Source organism: Solwaraspora sp. WMMD406 (assembly GCF_029626025.1).
In the GTDB taxonomy this organism is placed as follows: Bacteria; Actinomycetota; Actinomycetes; order Mycobacteriales; family Micromonosporaceae; genus Micromonospora_E.
The window spans coordinates 2818021-2840569 of sequence record NZ_JARUBF010000001.1 but is presented as its reverse complement, the minus strand read 5'-3'; the positions used below and the strand labels follow the sequence as shown (position 1 = coordinate 2840569).

The 22549-nt window shown below is 69.9% G+C and carries 17 protein-coding genes and 1 riboswitch; of the genes, 10 read left to right on the top strand and 7 right to left on the bottom strand.

Annotated features, from left to right (window positions below; translation table 11 throughout):
- Nucleotides 1-22: 22 nt before the first annotated feature.
- Both O7632_RS12930 and fabF read left to right on the top strand, forming a co-directional pair.
- Complete coding sequence (locus O7632_RS12930) at nucleotides 23-262, top strand: acyl carrier protein (RefSeq protein ID WP_278114336.1); 240 nt, start codon at nucleotides 23-25, stop codon at nucleotides 260-262.
- Complete coding sequence (fabF, locus tag O7632_RS12925; RefSeq protein ID WP_278114335.1) at nucleotides 259-1485, top strand: beta-ketoacyl-ACP synthase II; 1227 nt, start codon at nucleotides 259-261, stop codon at nucleotides 1483-1485. Before O7632_RS12930 ends, fabF begins: the two co-directional genes overlap by 4 nt.
- Before the next feature lie 150 nt (nucleotides 1486-1635).
- Here fabF and O7632_RS12920 read toward each other — a convergent pair whose 3' ends face one another.
- A complete protein-coding gene (locus O7632_RS12920) occupies nucleotides 1636-3384 on the bottom strand; it encodes a glycoside hydrolase family 3 N-terminal domain-containing protein (RefSeq protein WP_278114333.1) in 1749 nt (582 codons plus the stop codon).
- 93 nt (nucleotides 3385-3477) lie between these two features.
- The gene (locus O7632_RS12915; RefSeq protein ID WP_278114331.1) at nucleotides 3478-3969 is read right to left on the bottom strand and encodes a DUF3145 domain-containing protein; all 492 of its coding nucleotides are present in this window, start codon (nucleotides 3967-3969) and stop codon (nucleotides 3478-3480) included.
- Between the two features lie 387 nt (nucleotides 3970-4356).
- On the opposite strand from O7632_RS12915, the gene O7632_RS12910 reads away from it, so the two are divergent.
- Nucleotides 4357-4686 (top strand): hypothetical protein, encoded by a 330-nt coding sequence (locus O7632_RS12910; protein WP_278114329.1) that lies wholly within the window; start codon nucleotides 4357-4359, stop codon nucleotides 4684-4686.
- A gap of 208 nt (nucleotides 4687-4894) precedes the next feature.
- Here the strand turns inward: O7632_RS12910 and O7632_RS12905 are convergent, their stop codons facing one another.
- Nucleotides 4895-5554 carry a carbonic anhydrase gene (locus tag O7632_RS12905; protein WP_278114327.1) on the bottom strand — a complete coding sequence of 220 codons (660 nt, stop codon included), beginning with the start codon at nucleotides 5552-5554 and terminating at the stop codon, nucleotides 4895-4897.
- Nucleotides 5555-5853: 299 nt separating this feature from the next.
- On the opposite strand from O7632_RS12905, the gene O7632_RS12900 reads away from it, so the two are divergent.
- The 4 genes from O7632_RS12900 to O7632_RS12885 all read left to right on the top strand — a co-directional run bounded on the left by O7632_RS12900 (nucleotide 5854) and on the right by O7632_RS12885 (nucleotide 13910).
- Entirely contained in the window at nucleotides 5854-8010 is a 2157-nt protein-coding gene (locus O7632_RS12900; protein ID WP_278114326.1) for an AAA family ATPase, read from the top strand.
- Nucleotides 8011-8139: 129 nt separating this feature from the next.
- Entirely contained in the window at nucleotides 8140-9048 is a 909-nt protein-coding gene (locus O7632_RS12895) for a cation diffusion facilitator family transporter (RefSeq protein ID WP_278114323.1), read from the top strand.
- Between the two features lie 168 nt (nucleotides 9049-9216).
- A riboswitch (cyclic di-AMP (ydaO/yuaA leader) is annotated at nucleotides 9217-9346 on the top strand.
- Nucleotides 9347-9352: 6 nt separating this feature from the next.
- Nucleotides 9353-10510 carry a hypothetical protein gene (locus O7632_RS12890; RefSeq protein ID WP_278114321.1) on the top strand — a complete coding sequence of 386 codons (1158 nt, stop codon included), beginning with the start codon at nucleotides 9353-9355 and terminating at the stop codon, nucleotides 10508-10510.
- A 418-nt stretch (nucleotides 10511-10928) separates the two neighbouring features.
- The gene (locus O7632_RS12885) at nucleotides 10929-13910 is read left to right on the top strand and encodes a glycosyl hydrolase (protein WP_278114319.1); all 2982 of its coding nucleotides are present in this window, start codon (nucleotides 10929-10931) and stop codon (nucleotides 13908-13910) included.
- Between the two features lie 200 nt (nucleotides 13911-14110).
- On the opposite strand, the gene O7632_RS12880 is transcribed toward O7632_RS12885, so the two are convergent.
- Both O7632_RS12880 and O7632_RS12875 read right to left on the bottom strand, forming a co-directional pair.
- On the bottom strand, nucleotides 14111-15040 hold the full coding sequence (locus O7632_RS12880) for a serine/threonine-protein kinase (protein ID WP_278114317.1): 930 nt from the start codon (nucleotides 15038-15040) through the stop codon (nucleotides 14111-14113).
- 155 nt (nucleotides 15041-15195) lie between these two features.
- Nucleotides 15196-15561, bottom strand: coding sequence for an STAS domain-containing protein (locus tag O7632_RS12875; RefSeq protein ID WP_278114316.1), 366 nt, complete (start codon nucleotides 15559-15561; stop codon nucleotides 15196-15198).
- 559 nt (nucleotides 15562-16120) lie between these two features.
- Between O7632_RS12875 and O7632_RS12870 the strand changes: the two genes are divergently transcribed.
- Nucleotides 16121-16522, top strand: coding sequence for a hypothetical protein (locus O7632_RS12870; RefSeq protein WP_278114314.1), 402 nt, complete (start codon nucleotides 16121-16123; stop codon nucleotides 16520-16522).
- Nucleotides 16523-16585: 63 nt separating this feature from the next.
- On the opposite strand, the gene O7632_RS12865 is transcribed toward O7632_RS12870, so the two are convergent.
- The gene (locus O7632_RS12865; RefSeq protein ID WP_278114312.1) at nucleotides 16586-19363 is read right to left on the bottom strand and encodes a cellulose binding domain-containing protein; all 2778 of its coding nucleotides are present in this window, start codon (nucleotides 19361-19363) and stop codon (nucleotides 16586-16588) included.
- Between the two features lie 355 nt (nucleotides 19364-19718).
- Between O7632_RS12865 and O7632_RS12860 the strand changes: the two genes are divergently transcribed.
- Together O7632_RS12860 and O7632_RS12855 are read left to right on the top strand one after the other, a co-directional pair.
- On the top strand, nucleotides 19719-20228 hold the full coding sequence (locus tag O7632_RS12860) for a hypothetical protein (RefSeq protein WP_278114310.1): 510 nt from the start codon (nucleotides 19719-19721) through the stop codon (nucleotides 20226-20228).
- Between the two features lie 177 nt (nucleotides 20229-20405).
- The gene (locus O7632_RS12855; protein ID WP_278114308.1) at nucleotides 20406-20813 is read left to right on the top strand and encodes a hypothetical protein; all 408 of its coding nucleotides are present in this window, start codon (nucleotides 20406-20408) and stop codon (nucleotides 20811-20813) included.
- Nucleotides 20814-20948: 135 nt separating this feature from the next.
- On the opposite strand, the gene O7632_RS12850 is transcribed toward O7632_RS12855, so the two are convergent.
- The gene (locus O7632_RS12850; RefSeq protein ID WP_278114307.1) at nucleotides 20949-22181 is read right to left on the bottom strand and encodes a hypothetical protein; all 1233 of its coding nucleotides are present in this window, start codon (nucleotides 22179-22181) and stop codon (nucleotides 20949-20951) included.
- Nucleotides 22182-22549: the final 368 nt, after the last annotated feature.

The following is a 22549-nucleotide window of genomic DNA, read 5'->3' as shown; positions in this document are numbered from 1 at the left end:
TCCACGAGAGGAAACAGAACCCATGACCAAGGACGAGATCACCGCTGGCCTCGCCGAGATCCTCGAAGAGGTCGCCGGAGTCAACCCGGACGACGTCGCCGGGGACAAGTCGTTCACCGACGACCTGGACGTCGATTCGCTCTCCATGGTCGAGGTCGTGGTGGCCGCCGAGGAGAAGTTCGGCGTGAAGATCCCGGACAACGAGGTGCAGAACCTGAAGACCGTGGGCGACGCCGTCGCCTACATCGAAGCGCAGGCGTGACGATGGTCGACGTCGTCGTCACCGGGCTCGGCGCGACCACCCCGCTCGGCGGGGACGTCGCGTCGACCTGGGAGGCCATGCTCGCCGGGAAATCCGGAATCGGCCCGCTCACCCACGAGTGGGCCGCGTCGCTGCCGGTCCGGATCGCCGCCGAGCTCGCGGTCGAACCCAGCGAACGGTTGGACCGGGTCAAGCTGCGCCGGTTGGACCGGTCCGAGGCGATCGCGTTGATCGCCGCCGGCGAGGCATGGGCGGACGCCGGGCTGGCGGACGTCGACGTCGACCGGGAACGGCTCGGGGTGAGCGTGGGCTCCGGTATCGGCGGCGCGCTCACCCTGCTGGCCCAGGACGACATCCTTGAGGCCTCAGGGGCTCGGCGGGTGTCGCCGCACACCGTACCGATGCTGATGCCGAACGGTCCGGCCGCCTGGGTGGGGTTGGAACTGCGCGCGCAGGCCGGCGTGCACTCGGTGGCCAGCGCCTGCGCGACCGGAGCCGAAGCGATCGCGCTCGGCCTGGACATGATCCGGGCGGGTCGCGCCGACGTGGTCGTGGCCGGCGGGACCGAAGCGGTCGTGCACGGGCTACCGATCGCCGGCTTCGCCGCGATGCGGGCGATGTCCACCCGTAACGACGACCCGGAACGGGCGTCGCGGCCGTGGGACAAGGGCCGGGACGGATTCGTCCTCGGCGAAGGCGCCGGGATCGTGGTGCTGGAGCGCGCCGACCACGCGGCCGCGCGCGGGGCGCGGGTCTACGCGCGGCTCGCCGGGTCCGGGCTCACCTCCGACGGGTACGACATGGTGCAGCCGCATCCCGAAGGGATCGGGGCGGCTCGGGCGATCCGCAAGGCGCTGGCCGACGCCGGTGTGACCGGCGCCGACATCGTGCACGTCAACGCGCACGCCACGTCCACTCCGGCGGGCGACCTCGCCGAGTTGACCGCGCTGCGCGAGGCCATCGGCGACCACCCGGTCCTGACCGCCACCAAGTCGATGTCCGGTCACCTGTTGGGCGCGGCCGGTGCGCTGGAGTCGATCGCGACGGTACTGGCGATCCGGGACAGCATGGTGCCGCCGACGATCAACCTCGACGACCCCGACGACCAGCTCGATCTCGATGTCGCCGCGCACAAGGCCCGCCCGTTGGACATCCCCGCCGCCCTCAACAACTCGTTCGGGTTCGGCGGTCACAACGTGGCGTTGGTCTTCACCCGGGTCTGACCGCAGGTATGACCACTGAGTCAGATCTGCCGGTTCCGCTCTCGACGCCGTTCCCGCCGACCTGCTCCGGCAACGGCCGGAGCAGGTCGGGTCGCCGCCGCTGGGGTGCGACGCGGGTGCGACGCGGGTGCGACGCGGGTGCGACGCCGGTCAGCCCGCGCAGACGGTGGCCGGTAGTCCGTCCACCGGCACCGGCAGCCGGCCGGGTGCCGGTGCCGTGCCGCCGAGTACCGCCGCGAGCGCGGACATCGACGCCGCGCTCGACGAGTACGTCGCCAGCAGCACCGGGGACCGCGCCTTCGCCAACAGGTACGGGGTGTCCATCGCCACCATCACCTGGGCATCGGATCGCAGATCGCCAGCGGTGTCGCCGTACCCCACCAGGTGGACCACGGTGCCACCGGAGGCGACCACCTCCACCCCGCGCTCACGCAGCGCCTCGATCAGCAACGCCCGGGTTCGGTCCCGGCCGCCGGAGGCGCTGACCGTCACCGGTTCGGCGACGCCGCCGCAGGACCCGCGTACCTGGGTGACGGCGGCCGCGGCGAGACGCTGCGCAGCCGCGTAGTGCCCGGCCGCGCCCAGCACCGACATGGGCGGCGGCGCAGACCCCGCCAGCCGCTGTTTGAGAGTCAGCACCCGGGTGGCCGCCTCGATCAGCCGGGCCCGGGACAGCGATCCGTCCCGGACCGCGTCGAGCAGGCCCCGGTGGGCGGCGGCCAGGTCCGGCGGCATCAGGATGAGATCGTTGCCGGCGTTGATCGCGGCTACCGCCGCCGCGCCCGGCGGCAGGGCCATCGCCGGCGCCATGTTCATGCCGTCGGTGACCACCACCCCGTCGAAGCCGAGTTCCCCGCGCAGCAAATCGGTGAGCACCTTGCGGGAGAAGGTGGCCGCCACCCCGGGGTCGACGGCGGTGACGTCGAGGTGCCCGGACATGACCAGCCCGGCACCGGCGTCGATGCCCGCCGTGAACGGGGGCAGGTCGGCACCGGCCAGAGCATCCCGGTCCTGCGCGAGGACCGGCAGGTCACCGTGTGAGTCGACGGCCGTGTGTCCGTGTCCGGGGAAGTGTTTGAGGGTGGCCGCCACGCCGGCCGCCCGCAGCCCCCGTACAGCGGCGGCTACCTGCTCCGACGTGGTGCGCGGATCGGCGCCGTAGGATCGCGACCCGATCACCGTGCTGTTGACGCCCAGGACGTCGGCGACCGGGGCGAAGTCGACGTTGACACCGAGCGCGGCGAGTTCGGTGCCGGCGGCCCGCCAGGCGGCTTCGGTCAGCGCCGGCTCGCCGGCAGCGCCGGCGGCCATCGCGCTGGGCAGGATGGTCACCCCTTGGGTGATCCGGGTGACGATGCCGTACTCCTGGTCTGTCCCGATCAGCAACGGCAGGTCGCCGGCGGCGGGCAGCGTGGCGGCGGGCAGGCCTGCGGCGGCTTCCTGCAGGCCGGTGGTGAGGGCACGGACCTGGGTGGTGCTGTCGACGTTGGTGGTGGGCTGATTGCTCCCGGTCGGGTCGTCGGCGGAGAACCCGACCAGGATCAGGCCACCGAGGCGGTACCGCTCGATCATCTGGGCCGGGGTGTCCACCCCCGCGAGCCGCTGGTTCCCCGCCGCCGAGCCGGCCGAGACCTCGGTCGCCGACGCGCCGTAGGCGTACGGCATGAGCACCTGCCCGACCAGGTCTTCGTCACTGAGGGTCGAGGCGAGTCGAGCCGCCGGAGACTGGCTCGAGCTGGTGGCCGCTGTGCTGGCTGGTGGCCCGTCCGGGCTGTCCGGGCTGTTCGGGCTCGGGTTCGGCACGGCGGTACCAGTGCCGGCGCAGCCGCTCGTGACGCCGAGTACGGCGAACATGGCGAGGGCAACAGTTACTCGGGGTGATGAGAACACGCCGGCCATCACATCAGGCTACGGGGGCGGCGGCAACCTGACACCACGCCGGTCCGCCGGGCCGAGCCGGGTCATCCGCGTGGGTGACCGCCCGACCGCTGGTCAGCCGACCCGGGTGAGCAGGGTCACCGGGGCGCCTTCGCCGGCGTGCCGGTACGGCTCCAGTTCGGTGTCCCAGGCCGTACCCATGGCTTTGTCGAGGGCGTGCGCGATGGCTTCGGGTGCCGGGGAGGCGGCGAGGATGGCTCGGATCCGGTCTTCGCCGAGCTGGATGTCACCGGCCGCGCCGATGGTCGCCCGGAACAGCCCGCGACCGGGTACGTGCATGTAGCGCTCGCCGTCGGCCCCTGGGCTCGGTTCCTCGGTGACCTCGAAACGGATCATCGGCCACTGCCGGAGGGCAGCGGCCAGTTCGGCCCCGGTCCCCGGTCGACCGGTCCAGCCGCATTCGGCTCGGCGGCCGCTCGGGTCGAGAGGCTGCGCCGTCCAGTGCAGGTTGACCGGCGCCACGAGGACGCGCGATATGGCCCATTCGACGTGAGGGCACACGGCGAGCGGGGTCGAGTGGACGTATACGACGCCACGCGTTGGCACGGTGACCTCCCGGAGAGCGAGGTACGTCTTCCCCTACGACCTCGACCACCGAGTGGTGCGCGTGTGACCAATGATGACTGCTGTGACGGGTGGTGCGCCAGAGAATCGGAAAACTGGTGGCGGGAAATCGGGTACCGGCCGCAGGCCCGGCGACGGAATGTCCGTCGCGGGCTGGCCGTTGTGCCTGCTGACGCCGGAGCGGTGCTCCTGGCCTGGTCACCCGATCAGGTAGGATGAGGCCGGCGTGTGCCGACCGCGACACGGCTGACTGAGAAACAGCCGGCCGTGTCCGGTCACCCAGCTACACCCGGTCAGCGAGCGGCACAGCTCGTGAGCGGAGCACGACCCAGTCCGTTCATCCCGTCAGTCCTGCAAGGGAGTCCCCCCGTGGCGAGCAACACCTCCAAGACCGCGCGCGCGTCAGTCCGCGCCGGCCAGGCCGGTCAGGGTGGTGCCCTGAGCGTCCTCGGCGAGTTCAAGTACCTGATCCCGCTCAACGGTGGCAAGCACGCGTACGTGCGGAACCTGACGAACGGGAAGACCTCGCACCTGCGTACCGACTCGGACGCCTTCGTCGAGGAGATCCGCGTTCTGGCGGGTGCGGGTCACGCGGCCAAGATCCGGGCGGAGATCAACGCCCTCGCCGCCGCGCACCCTGGTCACGGCTGGGAGCTGGCCGAGAAGCGGCTGGTCGAGGCCGGCGTCTTCGAGGCCTGATCGCCCGACCCGACGGTGGTCGTCGACCCGCGGGGCCGATCGACTGATCACGCGGAGCCCCACCGGCCCGGCTGTGCCGGTGGGGCTCCGCGTTCGTCCGAGCGGGTGCCCGGTCAGGGGTACGCGAGGCGTCAGCGCGCCATCGACCGCGTCGACGGGATCGACCGCTCTGGTTATCCCCACGTCAGTCGGCTCTGGTTCTCCCGCGTCAGTCGAGGATCTCGACCTGGCCGTTGCCGAGGTCGTACACCCCGCCGGTGACGTCGATCCGGCCGGCGTCCAGCGCGGCGGTGAGCGCGTCGATCTGCCGCAGTCGCCGCACCGTACGGCGGACATGTGCGCGGACCGCCAACGGCTGCACCTCGGGATGGTCGACGCCGACGTCGGTCACCGCCGGGACGATCTGGTCCACCAGGTAGCCGACGTTGCCGTCCGGCCGGGTTCCGGCCCGGTGCGCGGTGATGGTGGAGGCGACGGCACCGCAGCGTTCGTGGCCGAGGACGACCACCAGAGGTACGCGCAGTACCTCGACAGCGAACTCGATCGACCCGACGATCGCCTGGTCCAGCACCTGCGCGCCGGAGCGCCCGACGCAGATGGAGCCGAAGTTCTGATCGAAGATCGCCTCCAGCGGCACCCGGGAATCGATGCAGCCGAGGACGAAGGCGATGGGATGCTGCTCACCGAGGGCCGCGCTCGCGGCGGCCGCCGAGATGTCGTGGCCGTGCCGTGGCTGCCCGGTCACGAACCGATGGTTGCCGGCGAGCAGCTCGGCGAGTGCCTCTGCCGGCCCGGGGTGGTCGGGTGGCGGCGGCCCGGACGGCCGCGGTGCTCGCGGGTCCGGCGACGGATTGGTGGGTGACGACATGGTTGCAGCGTGGCGTGCTACCCACCGGTCGGGAAGGATGTTGCGAGTCTTCTCACCATCACGATCATCTGGTGGGACATGACTTGTCGGCGACTGATCATCCGGGTATGAACGCCGCGCAGCGACGACGGCGGACGGCAGTCCGGTGGCGGCCGGACGGTAACGTCTTAAGGCTGCCGGGCCCGACCGGGCGTCAGTACGTACCCGCGTCTGCGCCGGACCCGTCCCCGGAGCGTGACCCGCCCGTTGGCGGCCGGTGCCGCCGTGGCCGGCTCGCCCACTGTTCAGGAGCTACTGCGTTGACCGACGCCACCACGCTGGAACTGGAGATCGCCGTCGAGCAGCGGCACGTCGACCGGGTGTACGCCCGGCTGGCGCAACTGCGACGCGACGCGGTCCGGGCGGAGCGCGACGGCTATCGCCTCGCCCGGGTGGGCAACGTGGGCGCGCTCGTCGAACGGGACGCGATGGTCTTCCACGCCGCCCGACGGCGGCATCTGCTGGACGCCGAACATGAGGGACTGGTGTTCGGCCGGCTGGATCTCCGCGAGGGCGGGGTGCTGTACGTCGGGCGCCTCGGGGTACGTGGCGAACAGGCCGAGCCGTTGTTGATCGACTGGCGGGCGCCGGCGGCGGCCGCCTTCTACCAGGCGACTCCGGCGCAGCCGCGCGGCGTGGTCCGGCGACGCACCATCCAGTCCCGAGGTGAGCAGGTCACCGGGGTCTCCGACGACCTGCTCGATCCGGGGTCGGCTCCGGCGGGAATGCGGGTGGTGGGCGACGGCGCGCTGCTGGCGACCCTGGCGCGGGCCAAGGGCCGGGGCATGCGCGACATCGTCGCCACGATCCAGCAAGAGCAGGATCTGGCCATCCGGTCGCCGGGCTCCGGGGTGACGGTGGTCTCGGGTGGTCCGGGCACGGGCAAGACCGCGGTGGCGCTGCACCGGGCGGCGTATCTGCTCTACTCGGACCGCAGCCGGTTCGCTGGCGGCGGGATCCTGGTGGTCGGTCCGACCGGGGTATTCGTCGAGTACATCGCCGCGGTGCTGCCCGCGCTGGGCGAGGAGACCGCGACCTTGCGGTCGTTGGGCTCACTGGTGCCCGGGACGTCGGCGGTCCGTACCGACCCGGCGGCGGTGGCCGTGGTCAAGGGTTCGCTGCGGATGCGGCGGGTGCTGGAGCGAGCGGTCCGCGACGCGGTACCCGATGGTCCCACCGAGCTTCGGCTACTCTACCGGGGTCAGCTGCTGCGGCTGCGGACGGCGGAGCTGGACGGCATCCGGGCTCGCGCGTTGCCTCGGGGGGCCCGGCGCAACGAGGTACGTCGGGCCGGGATCGACGGGCTGTTCGACGCGCTGTGGGCGCAGGCCCAGCGGCTGGTATCGGCGGACCGGCTGCCGACACAGGCCGAGTTCGAGGACGATCTGTCCGAGCGGGCCGACTTCCGGGACTTCCTGCGGGCCTGGTGGCCACGGCTGCTCCCCCGGCACGTGTTGGCCTGGCTGGCCCGGCCGGAACGGCTGCGCCGGTACGCGCGCGGCGTGCTGGACCCGGCGGAGGTCGCACTGCTCGGGGCTTCCTGGCAGGACGTGCCGCAGCGGGGTCCGACCATCGCCGACGTGGCGTTGCTGGACGAGTTGGACGAGATGCTGGGTCGGCCGCCGCAACCGCGCCGCCAGCGGCGGGATCCGTTCCAGGTCGCCGCCGGGGTCCGGGAGGTGACGACGTTCGCGGACCGGGAGCGGGCCGCGCGGGCGATGGCCGCCGAGCGGCCCGCCGACTACCGGGAGTACGCCCACGTCGTGGTCGACGAGTCGCAGGACGTCTCGCCGATGCAGTGGCGGATGATCGGGCGTCGGGGGCGGCTCGCTTCCTGGACGGTGGTCGGGGATCCGGCGCAGACGTCGTGGACCGGGGATCCGGTCGAGCTGGCCCAGGCCCGGGACCGGGCGTTGGGGCGGCGGCCGCGACGGGAGTTCGTGCTGACCACCAACTACCGCAATCCGGCGGAGATTTTCGAGTTGGCGGCCGGGGTGATCCGGGAGATCGCGCCCGACGCCGTACTGCCGGCGGCGGTACGGTCCACCGGCGTGGTGCCACGGCAGGACCGGGTCGCGGCGGCGGCGCTGCCTGCGGCGGTACGCGACGCGGCGACCGCACTGCTCACCGCGGTGGAGGGGACGGTGGGGGTGATCGCGCCGTTGGCCCGGCACGAGGAGGTGGCCGGCTGGCTCGAGGGCTTCGCCGACCCCCGGCTGCGGGTGGTGTCGAGCTTGCAGGCCAAGGGCATGGAGTACGACGGGGTGGTGCTGGTCGGCGGCGCCGAGATCCGTACGGAGTCGGAGGCAGGTGTGCGCACGCTCTATGTCGCACTGTCCCGCGCGACTCAGCGGCTGATCACCATCGACGAGGCACGGGACGACTCGGTCGGACTCGGCGAGGTCCCCGGCCGGTAGGCGGGTTTCGACTCGGCGGGACGACTTGGCGAGACGACTCGGCCGACTTCACCACCGCTCTTTATTGCACATATAGCGATGTGCGCATTAATCTGCTGTTGGTGGGCCGGACGACGGAAGGTGGCGAGCGTGGGCGCGGGACACGATCACGGCGCGAGCGCCGCCGGCCTGCGGCACCGGGGGCGACTCTGGGCAGCGTTCGTCCTGTTGGCGGTCTTCATGGTCGTCGAAGCGGTGGCCGCGCTGCTGACCGGCTCCCTCGCGCTGCTCTCCGACGCCGGTCACATGTTCACCGACGTCCTGGGCATCGGAATGGCCCTGGCCGCGATCACCGCGACCCGCCGACCCACTGACGATCCGCAGCGCACCTTCGGCCTCTACCGGTTGGAAGTGCTGGCCGCCCTGACCAACGCGATCCTGCTCGGCGGGGTCGCGGTCTACGTACTGGTCGAGGCGGTCCGCCGGTTCGCGGCACCGGAGCCGGTGCCGGCCGGACCGATGCTGGTGGTGGCCTTGGCCGGACTGGTGGCCAACGTGGTCGCCTTCGCCCTGCTGCGGGCCGGCGCGCGGGACAACATCAACGTACGCGGCGCCCACCTCGAAGTCTTCGGTGACCTGATCGGGTCGGTCGGCGTGATCGCCGCCGCGCTCGTGATCGCCACCACCGGCTGGTGGTACGCCGATCCGGCGGTCGCCGTCGGTGTGGGTCTGTTCATCCTGCCGCGCACCTGGCGACTGGCCACCGCCGCGATCCGGATCCTGGTGCAGGCCGCCCCGAAGCACCTGGACGTGCCGCGGGTGCGGGACTGTCTGGCGGCCGTACCCGGGGTGCGGGACGTGCACGACCTGCACGTCTGGACGCTCACCTCGGGGATGGAGGTGGCCTCGGCGCACCTGACCGTGGAACCGGCGGCCGAGATCGGCGGGGTGCTACGCGACGCCAGAACAGCTTTGCACCGCGAGTTCGGGATCGATCACGCTACGCTACAAGTCGAACCTCCGACACCGACCGACGCCTGCGGACCGACCCACTGGTGATTAGTGGATGCTTAAATCTCGTGACCTTCCCGCGACACTAGCCACCTCGCTGATCTGATATTTCCTATTAATCTGGACAAAACATGTTGGTCAATGTCGAGACAGGAGCCTCCACAGCCGGTAGTCTCGGCTCCGGCCACCGTCAGGGCGGCGCCCCTCCGGCGCTCGCGGGGGCCGTCGCCTAATCGCCTCACGGCGAGCCGGGGAACCACGTTCCTGGGGTGCATCCGCGCCAGCGGTAGGGATCTTCCGTCCCGAACCCGTCAGCTAACCCGGTCGGCGGCTGACGGAAGGAACTCCGCACGTGACATCCACAATTGACAGGAGAGCCCGGTTCGGGTTACTCGCGGCGCTGACCGTGGTCCTGATCGCGATCACCGGGGCCCCGCCGGGCCCGTCCGCCGAAGCGGCACCGCCGACCCGCGCCCCCGCCGACGCCGACGACGAGGGCGGCACGCCCAGCCTGCGCAAGGAACTCGACGCGGCGTCCAAAGGCTGGATCGACGCGAAGGCAGCGCTCGACCACTCGACCAAACGCGAACGGCAACTGACCGAACAGTTGACCGGGATCGAGGCCGACCTGAGGGTGCGCAACGACAACGTCGGGCAACTCGTCGACCGCGCGTACCGTAACGGCCGGCTGGGACCGGTCTCCGCGTTGCTCAACAGCACCTCGCCGGAAGGCTTCCTGGACCGGGCGGCCGCGCTGAGCGCCGTGACCGCCAACGAGGAAAAGCAGCTGCGTGAGCTGTACCGCACCCGCGACCAGGTCACCCGGTCGAAGGCTGCCATCGACCACGAGATCCGCGAGCAGCGAAAGCAGCTCACCATCATGGATCAGCGCAAGAACCAGGCCGAGCGGGCGCTCGCCGTCGCCATCGCCGCCGAGGAACGTGCCGAGGCCGAACGGGCCGCCGCAGCCGAGCGAGCCGCCAGCAGCTCGTCCGGGTCGTCGTCGTCCGGGTCGTCGTCGTCCGGGTCGTCGTCGTCCGGGTCGTCGTCGTCCGGGTCGTCGTCGGGCTCGAGCAGCGCGTCCGCCACGCCGGCACCACGCAACGCGAACGGCTCATGGCCCTCGGAATCGTGCAGCATCAACGACCCGACCACCTCGGGCTGCATCACGCCACGGACCCTGCATGCGCTCAACCAGGCGAAGGCGGCGGGTTTCACCCGATACGTCTCCTGCTTCCGTAACGGCGGCTCGGGTGAGCACCCGAAGGGACGCGCCTGCGACTTCGCAGCCCAGCCGAACGGCTTCGGTGGGGCCGCCAGCGGTGGGGACAAGACCTACGGCGACAACCTGGCCAACTACTACATCAACAACGCCGACCGACTCGGCGTGCTCTACGTGATCTGGTACAAGCGCATCTGGCTGCCGAGCAGCGGCTGGAAGGCGTACAGCGGCGCGGGCGGCGACCCGTCCAGCGACCACACAAACCACGTTCACCTCTCCGTCTACTGATCGGGCAGCGCGGCACGAGACGCGGCACGAAGGCGGGCTCACCGGTACCGGTGAGCCCGCCTTCGTGCCGCGTCCACGTCCGAAATCAATAGCACCCCGTCGCGGAGGGCAAGACCCTGTCGCCGACCGTCCACAGTTGACAATCTGTCGCTGAGAGCGCTCTTTCGACATGAGAGAGCATGGCCGCTCACCAGCGTAATCATCGACCCAACAGCCCGTGAGAGCGCTCTCTCAGGCGTTTATATAGCACCACCGGCCGCACTGTCAACAGAGACGACCCACCGGTCCGGAACTTCGAAAAAACCGGTGCCCGGACATTGACAGAGGTCTGCCGCTCTGGTGACCTCCTGGCAATAACTCATTAATGGGCGTGAAATTTCTTACCGACATCGACGCGCCCGATCAAACCGGAGGCACCATGAACCTGTCGATCCGTGGAGTGGGATCCGGCCGCGTCCCACGCCGGCTCCTGGCCGCCACCGCCGCCACGGCGTTGGTGGCCAGCGGGCTGATCTTCGGCGTACTGCGTACCGCCGATGCCGCCACCGTCGGTGCCGGCAGCTACACCACGACCCGGCCCGCCGGCGCGGCAGCCCCCACCGCCTGCGGCACCATCGCCACCAACCCCCGGCAGTACGTCACCGCCAACGCCCCCGCCGGCGCGGTACCCACCAATGACTGGTGGTCGTCGCTACTGTTCAAGCGCTACAACTGCGCCTACTCCGAACCGTTGCACGCCCACCCGATGTCCTTCCAGCCGACCTCGGGCGGCCTCGGGATCTCGTACACCACCGAAGCCGCCATCTCCGGCACCTCGACCGGCGTCGGCGAATACCACTACCCGTACACCCGGGAGTTCACCCTCGGCGTGGCCGGACTCGCCGCACCCGACGTCAAGGTCGATGGCTGGAGCGACTGGACGGTCAGCCCCTACTGGTCGGACGGCGCCCGCACCCTGCGGGCCACCGTCGGCCACGGTCTGCCGTTCGTGTACGCCCAAGTCACCGGCGGCAACGCGCAACTGAGCTTTCCCGGCACCCCGACGGTCTGGCACCACAGCGGCAGCCGGGTGGGCTTCTCCATGCGCGGCCACGACTACGTGGCCTACGCACCGAGCGGCGCGAGCTGGACGGTCTCCGGGACCACCATCACCTCGACGCTCTCCGGCCGGGGCTACCTCTCCGTCGCACTGCTGCCGACCACCCCCGGCACCACCACCGCCCGACGCGTCGCGCTGATGGACAGCTACGGCCAGTACGCGCACGCGCACGTCACCGGGACCCGGGTGAGCTGGAACTACCAGCAGGCGACCAGCACCGTGCAGGCCACCTACAGCGTCACCACCGTGGCCCGCGAAGGATCAACGAACGGGACCGTGATCTCGCTCTACCCCCACCAGTGGAAGCACCTCGCCGCCGGCAGCCCGATCCCGGAGACCTACGTCTCGGCCCGAGGCCCGATGCGCAACCTGGTCGGCGCGAGCTCGTTCGGCACCGCGATGCGGTTCCACGGCGTACTGCCTGAGGTGCCAGCGGTGGCGACCAGCGCCGGCGCCGATCTCGCGACGCTGACCGCCCACCTGGACCAGGCCGCGTCCGGCGATCCGTTCGCCGGGTTCAACAACGACACCTACTGGACCGGCAAGGCGCTCGGCCGGGCCGCCCGGCTGGCCGAGATCGCCGACCAGCTCGGCCGGACCGCGCAACGCGATCATCTGCTGGCCGCGATCCGGACCCGACTGACCGACTGGTTCACCGCCAGCCCGGGCAAGAGCCAGCGGGTCTTCTTCTACGACCAAGCCTGGGGCACGCTGGTCGGCTACCCCGCCTCGTACGGCTCCGACACCGATCTCAACGACCACCACTTCCACTACGGCTACTACATCGCCGCCGCCGCGACACTGGCCAAGTTCGACCCGACCTGGGCGTCGACCAACCAGTACGGCGGCATGGTCAACCTGTTGATCCGCGACGCCAACAGCTGGGACCGGGCCGACCCGATGTTCCCGTTCCTGCGCGACTTCGACATCTACGCCGGCCACGACTGGGCCTCCGGGCACGGCGCGTTCTTCGCCGGCAACAACCAGGAGTCGTCGTCGGAAGGGATGAACTTCGCCAACGCGCTGATCCAGTGGGGCCTGGCCACCGGCAACACCGCGATCCGCGACGCGGGACTGTACATCTACACCACCCAGTCGGCGGCCATCCAGGAATACTGGTTCGACTCGTCGGACACCAACTTCCCCACCGCGTTCGGTCACCGGTCGGTCGGCATGGTCTGGGGCGACGGCGGCGCGTACGCGACCTGGTTCAGCGCTGAGCCGGAGATGATCCAGGGGATCAACATGCTCCCGATCACCGGCGGGTCGCTCTACCTCGGTTACCGGCCGGACTACGTCACGACCAACTGGAACGCCCTGGTCACCAACAACGGTGGTCCGCCAACCGTCTGGCAGGACATCCTCTGGTCGTTCCAGGCACTCGGCGCCGGCGACGCCGCCCTGACCAACCTGCGGGCGAACCCTAACTATCCGGTCGAGGAGGGAGAAAGTCGGGCACACACCTTCCACTGGATCCGTAACCTGGCCGCACTGGGTCGGGTGGACACCGGCATCACCGCGAACACCCCGCTGTACGCGGTGTTCAACCGAGGCGGGGCCCGGACGTACGTGGCGTCCAACATCACCGCCACACCATTGACGGTGACCTTCTCCGATGGCACCAGGCTCGTCGTGCCGGCCGGCCGTACGGCGACCACCGGCGCCTTCACCTGGAGCGGCGGCAACGCCACCGGCGGCCCGGGCACCACCCCACCCCCCACGGTGTCGCCGAGCCCCAGCACCTCGCCAAGTGCCTCCCCGCCGGTGTCACCGACACCGAGCCCGTCGCCGACCGGTCCGCCCGTCACCTCGGACCTGTTCCATCTGCGCTCGGGCGGGGTGTTGAGTTCCACCGCCGGGACGGCCGCCACCACGGTGACGATCCCGTCGGCTGGGGGCGCGAACCACGACGGCACGCCCCGCGATCCGGTCACCTTGCGGGCCTGCGGTCTGACCGGACCGTACCGCTCGGCGGCCACCGCGTTCAGCTTGCAGGTCGACGCGGGTACGGCGGTCGGCGCGGGCGTGCAGGCCCGGATCTCCTACGACTTCACCGGCTCCGGGACGTACCGGCGGGTGGAGACCTACCGCTACTTCGCCACCGACCCGGTGCCGGGGACCGAAACCTACCGGGAGAGCGCCGGCCTGCTCTCCGCCAGCGGCGGCTTCGCCCCGATGAGCAATGGATGTGTCCGGCTCGAGCTCTGGAACGCCATCGGCAATGCGCCGACGACGGTACGGGTGAACGCTCCCGCCACGGCCGCCCCGTCGACGATCCGGGTGCCGTTCCAGCTGGGTTGACGGGCGTCGTAGGCACCCGATGAAGGAGGAACCCTTTCCCGACGCACAGCGCCGGGAAAGGGTCCTCGTCGTCGACGATGCCGTACCGGCCGGGGTCGGCACGGCATGATCGGAAACAAGATCAGATGCTGATAATCGGGATATAGAACCCAAAGCTCCCAGGACACCTGACAACCAGCGCGGTGGGGGCGGGACCGCTGTTATCCAGCAGGCGTCAATGCCGCCGCGACCGGCGGGCCAGCGGGCGTCAATGCCGCCGCGACCGGCGGGCCAGCGGTCGGCATCCGCAACGGACCCGACCGGCCGAGCGGAGCTGGCTGGTCCAGCAATCCAGGATGGCCGAGCGGAGCCGGCTGGTCCAGCAGCCCCCACAGCGCCAAGGCCGCCTGGCTGCTGGTCGGCCGGGCCTCGGGCTGTTTGCTCATACAGCGACGGCAGAGGTCGGCCACGGCTCGGGGCAGGCCGGCGACGGCCAGCACCGGGGTCGGCGCCAAGGCGCTGTGCCGGGCACCGCCCACCGGCGATCCGGACTGCCCCGGATAAGGCGAGCGGCCGGTCAACATATGGTAGAGCAGCACGCCGAGGGCGTAGACGTCATCGCTGGGCCTGGGCGGCCCGGCCGGGTTCGATCCGTCGACGAGGGCGGCCAGACCGAAGTCGACGATCTTGGCCCCGGTCGCGGCCAGTATCACGTTGTGTGGCGTCAGATCACGATGTACGACTCCCCGCCGGTGCGCCACGGCCAGCAGGTCTGCGGCGGTGGCCGCGACCCGTACCGCGTCCCGCCAGGCTATTGCGCCGTCGGCCAACCGATGCGCCAGCTGCCGGCCGGCGAAGAGTTCCATGACAATGTATGAGGAACTGGCCCCGGCACCGAGCGGAAGTTCGCCGACGTCGTAGACGCGAGGAACACTCGGATGCCGCAACCGCTCGGCAATCATCGCCTCATGACGGACGTCGTCACGTGGCCGGGGATCGCCGGCCGCCGCCGGGGCCAACAGCTTGACCGCCAACGGGCGCGCCGACTGGACGTCGACCGCCCGGTAGACCACGGACACGCCGCCCTGGCCGATCGGACAAAGAACGACATAGCGCCGGAGAATGGTGGTACCCGCCCGTAACCATGTCACAAGCGACCATCCTCCGGCACGATCTCATGCCCGACAAGGTCAACAACCGAGGATTAACGAGCTGCTAATACGCTCGGCATCGGAGGACCGCTCCGTTCGTCGGAGCTAATCCGAAGACGAGGCGACCGCACCGCTTCCGCAGGCAGCGGCGGCCGTCAGGCACCGGGTAGCGGGACCTCGCGGTCCGCCGAATCGCCGACGTAGGGCTCCGGCGCACCGAACAGACCCAGCAACCCGGTGACCCAGAGCTGACGGTGAACGAATCGACTGGGTTCGGTGACGACGAGTTTGATCCCGCTGACCTCAGCGGCCTGGAACCCGGCGACCATGGCGCTGATGCCGACCGAGTCGATGAACGTCACCAGCCGCATGTTGAGCTGGATCCGGGCCGGACGGCCCTTGGTCAACACCGCCTGCACGGCCTCACGGACCTCGTGCGCGGTGTCGACGTCTATTTCGCCACGCGGTGAAATCTCCACGACCCCACCGGGCAGCATCGATGTGCCAATCGACAGGCTCACGCAAGCACCTCCACTCGCCCCTGCGGGCGCCTCGTCAGTACGCGGGCCGCGACCGAGAGTATTCCTTCGCACGCGCCACCGCCAGCCTCTGCCTGGTCGGATTCCGGCCCTACGCGGACAACAGTGCCTCACAATCAGACATCCTGGAGCATAACCCCCAAGGATCGGCGGTACACGCCATGACTGACCGTCACTCCTACCGTAGCGGATCGGTACGACAAGATGGTGGTGCGGGCGAGAGACGGTGCGGCGCCTCCTGCGGCCGGTCGGGCCGGTCGGAGGCGCCGCGTCACTGGCGAACCGCTCGCCCACGGGTGGTCGACGAACGCCCGACAGGCGACAGGTAATGACCCTAACTGACCCGTCGGTACGACGCGGATCGCCCATACGTGAGCTAACGCACCGCGCCGTGCCGGATCGACGCGGACGCGAACACCAGGACCGGTACCAGCTGCACGTTTGCCACACACCCCCACCGGGCACGTGAGAACGATCGCAGCCGCGCTGCGGTCGTCGGCACCCTGCCACGAACGCCCGTGGCGCACGAGGAGGTAGCAGCATGTTCGCGACCAACCTGTTGGAACGCCGCCGCAAGCCGCAGCGGATCACCGACCAGGCCTGGGAACATCTCGTCTCGGCGGTGGGCTCCGCCGGCGACTCGGCGCGTTCGGCCCGCCGGCAGACCTCTCAGTTGGCCGCCGAGGCCGGCCACCGGGTCGGACCCATCAGCACAGAGGCCCGACACCGCGCGATGGCGGCGTTCGACGCGCTCGCCGGACGCCGTCCCGGCCTGCCGTGGGCGTGGATCGTCGGTGCCGGCGCGGCCGGCGTCGCGCTGGGCTGGCTGGCCGGTGCGATGGCCCGCTCCGCCATCAGCGCCCGAGACGACGCGCGCGGCGTCGACAGCCGGATCGAGTTCGTCGACGTCGACGAGGCCGCTGGTAGCCCCGCCCGGCGATGACCCGCCGGGCGGGGCTTCCGCGTTGGGCCCGGCCGCGCGGTACGGCGACCGGGCCCAACGCGGTCAGCTCCGGACGCAGCGCACGTTCGCGGGTACGCCGTTGCCGCCGGTGACATTGCCGAGGAATCCGAACGAGGTGGATCCGTTCGGTGCCAGGCTCCCGTTCCACGCGGCGTTGCCGACCGTGACCGTGGCACCGGTCTGAGTGTGCGTACCGCCCCAGAGCTGGCTGATCGTCTGCCCGTCCGGGAAGCTCCACGTCACCGTCCACCCCGTCGAGGCGGAGCTGCCGGTGTTGGTCACCCGTACCTCACCCTGGAAACCACCCGGCCAGGTTCCGGTCACCTGGTACGTCGCCGAGCACCCGCCGGGCGCCGGCGTAGTCGGCCCGACCGACGGACTCACGCTCGGACTCACGCTCGGACTCACGCTCGGACTCACGCTCGGGCTCACGCTCACGCTCGGACTCACGCTCGGGCTCACGCTCGGACTCACGCTCGGACTCGGACTCACGCTCGGACTCACGCTCGGACTCGCCGTGGGCGACGGCGGGGCGCCGAGCCGGTCGGCGACCAGGATGCCCCGACCGTTGGTACCGAGGTAGACCCGTCCGTACACCCGGGGGTCGCCGGTCAGGGCGTCACCCATGTTGCCGTACTGATGTTGATCGTCGTTGATCCGGACCCAGGTCGCGCCGGTGTCGTCCGACCGGTACACCCCGGTCACCCCGTCGATCGTGCCGACCAGATAGATCGAGTGGTAGGCCGCGCCCGGAGCGGCCTTGCCGAATCCGACGTTACGGGCCGCGCTGATCCCCGCCACGGGGGTGAAGCTCGCCCCGGAGTCGGTGGAGCGGAACAGCCCGGTCTCCCCCGCCAGCCAGATGTGACCCTCGTGGCCGGCTACCGCCTTGAAGTTGACCTGTTCCGTCGGCAGGTTGGTGGCGGGCGAGGCGGTGAAGCTTTGCCCGCCGTTGGTGCTGACGAAGAACTGGCCGCCGGAGTAGGCGTAGAACGTGCTGCCGTTCACCCGGTCCGACCGGACCTGCGCGCCCGCCGGTACCCCGGTCGACGGGCTGAACGAGCCGCCGAAGCTGGTCGAGTGGTGCACCGCCGCGCCGCCCGGACTCCACACCACCCGGCTGCCGTCGGCGGCCACCGCCACGGTGCCACCGGAGGTCACCCCACCCGGCTCGCCGCCGGCATACCAGTTCTCCCCGGTGCTGTACGAGTAGGCGATGTGGCTGACGCCCTCGCCGTTGCCGACACGTACCATCTGCATCGGGTTCAGCTCGGCGTAGTCGATGCTGGTGTTCGCCCCGAGGTTGGGCTGCTGGTGCATCAGCTCGGGAGCGGTGTCCACACTGGTGTGCCGGAACCCGCCGATGTCACCCATGCCCGAGATGAGGAAGGCATCGCCGACCGGTGGGCTGACCAGGTCGAGGATCGCGGTCTCCTCCAGGCCCTTGACCATGGTACGGATGGCGACCGTGCCGCCACTGTCGAGCGCGGTCAGGTTGGTCGAGCCGTAGATGGTGGCTCCGGTGCCGTACATGAACCGGTCCGAATCGTGCGGGTCGATCGCCAAGGCCTCGGTCATCCAACCCAGCTTGGGGGTGACTTCCGGTGGCTGCGGGTTGGCGCCCCACGACAGCCACGGCGAATCGCTGATGTCCATCGTGTAGCGATTGGTCCGGTTCGGGTATGCCATGTCGTAGAACGACGTCCAGGTGTCGCCGCCGTCGGTGCTGCGGTAGATGAAGGTGTCCGGCCACCACGAGCTGTAGCCGGTGACCATCACCGTGCCGGGGTTCTGCCGGTCGACGCTGAGCCCGGAGTAGCCGTACCAGTTGTTGGCGGTGTCGTCCGACGGCGTCGGGCTGATCCGGGTCCACTCGCCGGTCGCGGTCGCGTACCTCCAGACGTCACCGTGATCGCCGGCGTACGGGCCGCCGTTGTCACTGGTCGCGATGTAGAGCGTCCCGGTGGCGTAGTCGATCTTGCCCTGGTGGGCCATGAAGCCGGTCGGCTGCCCGGCCAGCCGCTGCCAGGTGACGCCGCCGTCGGTGCTGCGGTAGACGGTGTTGTCCAAGTCGGCGACACCGACGTAGATGTGCTGGCTGACGGTGCCCGGGCCGCCGGTGGTCTTGTCGAAGGTCACCCAGACCACACCGGGCTGATGATCGAGGTAACCGTTGGGATCGTCCGGATCCTCGGACCAGTTGCCCGGATTGGGGAAGCTGGTCACCTCGGCCCAGGTTTGCCCGTGGTCGGTGCTGCGCCAGAGACCGTTGCCGTTCTCCGCGCCGAAGTAGAGCACGCTGTTGTCGTTGGGGTCGACGGCGAGCCGTTCGCCCATCCCCCGACCAGGCATGTTCCCACCGACCTTGAACGGCAACTCGTACGCCTGCCAGGTCTCGCCCCGGTCGCTCGAGCGCAGGATCGCACCGTTGTTGGGGTCCCAGGAGTTGGTGTACATGCCGACCGCCGCGTACACCCGGTTGGTCTCCACCGGGTCGGTGGCCAGGCTGGCGACACCGTTCCAGCCCCAGTTGTCCCAGCCCACCCAGTCCAGCAACGGAGTCCACGACTGGTCGGCCGGATCCCACCGGTAGGCACCGCCGATGTCGGTCCGCGCGTAGATCAGATCGGGTTCGGTCTCGTTGAAGACGATGCCCGGCACGAAGCCGCCGCCGTCGACGCGAACGTTGCGCCACGAGTAGGGGTCGGCGGCGGCGGCCTGGGCCGGGGACGTGGCACCGCTGACGACCACCTGGGTCGCGACGGCAGCGGCACCGACGACGACAGCGGCGGCGAGCGCACCGGCAAGGGTTCTTCGCATGTGTTCGGCTTCCTTCCTGCACGATCCGGTGAAGGGATTGACGAGGTACGGACGAAGCGCCTTGCCGGCACGCGCACCAGCGGTCGACCGGGATCGGCTGGTGGGCACTGTCATCGGCCGACCACGGTCAGATCGGGTCGAGCCGGCGACGGGATGTCGGCAGGCGAAGATGCGGACACGACGAGGTCTGCGCGGGTCGCCCAAAGTCCCGCGACCGGGTGACGGCTCCCACCACCGGCCAGAAGCAGACAGTCACACAGCGGCTCGACCCCTGTCAATAGTTTGCAAGCTAAACAAACAGGTACGATGACCGGGTCATCGACGGAGCTGTCAGAGGTGTACGTACAGTGGGCTGATGGGTGAGGCAGGCCGGTCCGTCGACGACTCGTCCCCGGGTCACGCCGACCAAGCGGGCCACGCTGACCCGATCGACAAGACCAGCCAAGCCGACGACTGGGCCGACCGACGTCAACGGGCGATCGCCGCACACGACGCCGCGCAGCGACAGCGGCGGGCGGTCGAAGCGCGCGACGCCGCCCGACTGCTGACCGACTTCGTTCGGGCAGCCGCGCTGCACGACATCGCGCCCGTACCGCTGGTGGCCCGCCCATACCGTGGATGGCCTCGGTACCGCACTGGTCTGCACGGCTGGTACCTCAAGGCGGACCGCTCACTCGCCGTCGGCACAGACGGTCAGCTCTACCTGTTGTCGGTGCCGCCGAGTCTGCGCGCATGGCTCTTCGGCGCTCGCATCGCCGCGACCGAACCACGGATGGTGATTGGCGCCGGCGGCCGAGACGGCGAGTCGATCCCCCTCGCGGACCTCCTGAAACGCCTGCTGGGCAGCGCCGACGACCGACCTTGAGGGAGAGCCTCAGCCGGCTGTCTCTGATTGGACAACGCTCGAGATAGCTACTCTGAGCAATCAAACGTAGGCTCGGAGTCAGATTCGATTCCGGTAGGGCCCCCGGGTCGAAGTCACCCTCATCCCCTTCGCACGGCCAGTCGTCCACGCCGTGCACCCATACCCTGAGGAGTCACCATGTCTGACGAAACAGCCACCGCAGCCGTCTCCGAGCAACCGCCCGCCACCAAGACCGACCGCGAACGGGCCGGCATCGCTCTCGTCCCGGCCACGGGGGCCGGGATGCCACCGACCGCCCAGACGTTCTTCGCGGTGGTCAACTCGGCCGGCGGCCTGGTCCGTGGGTTCGGTGTGGTCTCCGCGACCCGGCTCAGCACCGGGACCTACCAGGTGGTGTCCACCCACGACCTGACCGGCTCGGCGTACGTCGGCAGCATCGGCCTGCCCGGCAGCTCCGGCGCCTCCGCCCCCGGTGAGATCACCGTGGTCGGGCGGGCCGGGATCGCCAACGGCGTGTTCATCCAGACCTTCACCAGCGCGGGCGCCCTGGCCGACCGCAACTTCCACCTGGCGATCCTGTCCTGAGGTCCCGACCCCGCCCCGTCGCGGTTCCAGCCCCGACGCAGGCCGGCGGTCTTCGGCCTGTCCCCCACGCCGTGCAGGGCACGGACCACATGGTCCGTGCCCTGCACAGGCGGGGAATCGAAGGTGTGGTCGAGGTCAGTTCACCCGGATCCGGACCGCGTCGAAGGCCGGCGTCTGGTTGGCCCGCTCCGACATCGGCACCCGGTGCGACCCGTCGCCGGCCCAGACCGAGCACTGCGCGATGCCCGACTGCGGCAGACCGGAAACCTGGATCGTCACCTGGTCCGGCTGTGCCCCACCGCCACCGTCCTCGGTGGCAACGAAGAAGGCCGGGACCGGAGCCGGGTCCGGAGCGAACTCGGTGGATTCGAGGATGCGGCATGCGGTGTGGAAGTGGCCGCGGGTGAGGCCCTGCTCGTTGAGCAGCGAGCTCTCGATGTAGTAGCCACCCTGGCCAGCCGGCAGGAAACGATCCCGAACCAGGTTGCGGGTGCTCACCCGAATGGTGAACGGCTCGTTGGCGTTGACCTCCTCGGGGAACTCGGTGATCAGCAGCGACGGGTTGTTCGCGGCGGAGCCCACCTCACCCATCTCGGTGTCGACACAACGGTTGCCGATCTGGAAACCGTCGTGGTCGTCGAGATTGCTGTTCTCACAGCTGTCGGCCAGGATCTCCAGACCGTTGCCGCCGCCGTCGTTGTTGCCGTTGCCACCGTCGTTGCCGTTGCCACCGTCGTTGCCGTTGTCCTGGCTGGGCTGGTTGACCAGCTCACAGGTGGCCAGCTCGTCGAGGCCCCGGGGACGGGGGGCGACCCGGCCGATCGCGATCGCGATCCGGTCGAGCGTGGCGACCCGCTTGCTGGCCAGCGGGCCGAGGATGGCGTTGTTGATGAAGTTCGGGCCACCCTGGCCGACGCTGTTGGCCAGTCGGGCGTTGGCTTCGTCGATCTGGGTCTGCAGCAGTTCGAGGTTGCGGGTCACCTCGGTACGGGCGGCAGCCGGGATCTCCGGCAACCGGTCCTCGACCGAGGGGCAGACGATCGTTGGAGCGGCGACGACCGTCGAGTCGCCCTCACACTCCTCCAGTGTGGTCTGACCGTCGCCCCAGTGATGGCGTACGTCCCGACCGTTCTCCCTCGTCACCGTGGTGGTGACACCGCCTTCGGCGGCGGCGCCGGGACTCGGCGCCACACACTCGGACGAGGTCCTGAGTTGATCGTTGGCCGAAGAGACCTGGGTGACCGCGACGATCCCGGCGAACACCGTGACCGTGCCGAGGACCGCGATGATCCGCTTGTTGCGACCACTGATGCCGCGCTGGTTTCGGCCACGCGTGGTCGAACTGCGCCGTCGTGCCGACCTGTACATGGGGTTTACCTACTCCTTCTCGTCGAGGGCGGCGCGGTTGACCGGCGTCGTCCGGTGGAGGCAGACGTGGTTCTGGATGACCTACTCAAACGGGTGCCTTCATACGCCCACTTCCATTGCCGGAACGAGATCGCACCACGTTTACGCGAAGACACGCTAAAAGCGGCTTTCCATCGCTGTCAAGCTGCCGAAACCGCAATCTAGTCAGACTTACTGTGAGCGGAAAATTGACGGAACCCCCTCAACCCGCCGACATCATACTTTCGGCCAATGGCGGGGGTTCAACCTCGATCAAAAAAACCTGTTGTCCCAGCTCAGATCCCCACTGGCACAGACGGGCACATTCACCCGCCTCGACCAGATCGCGC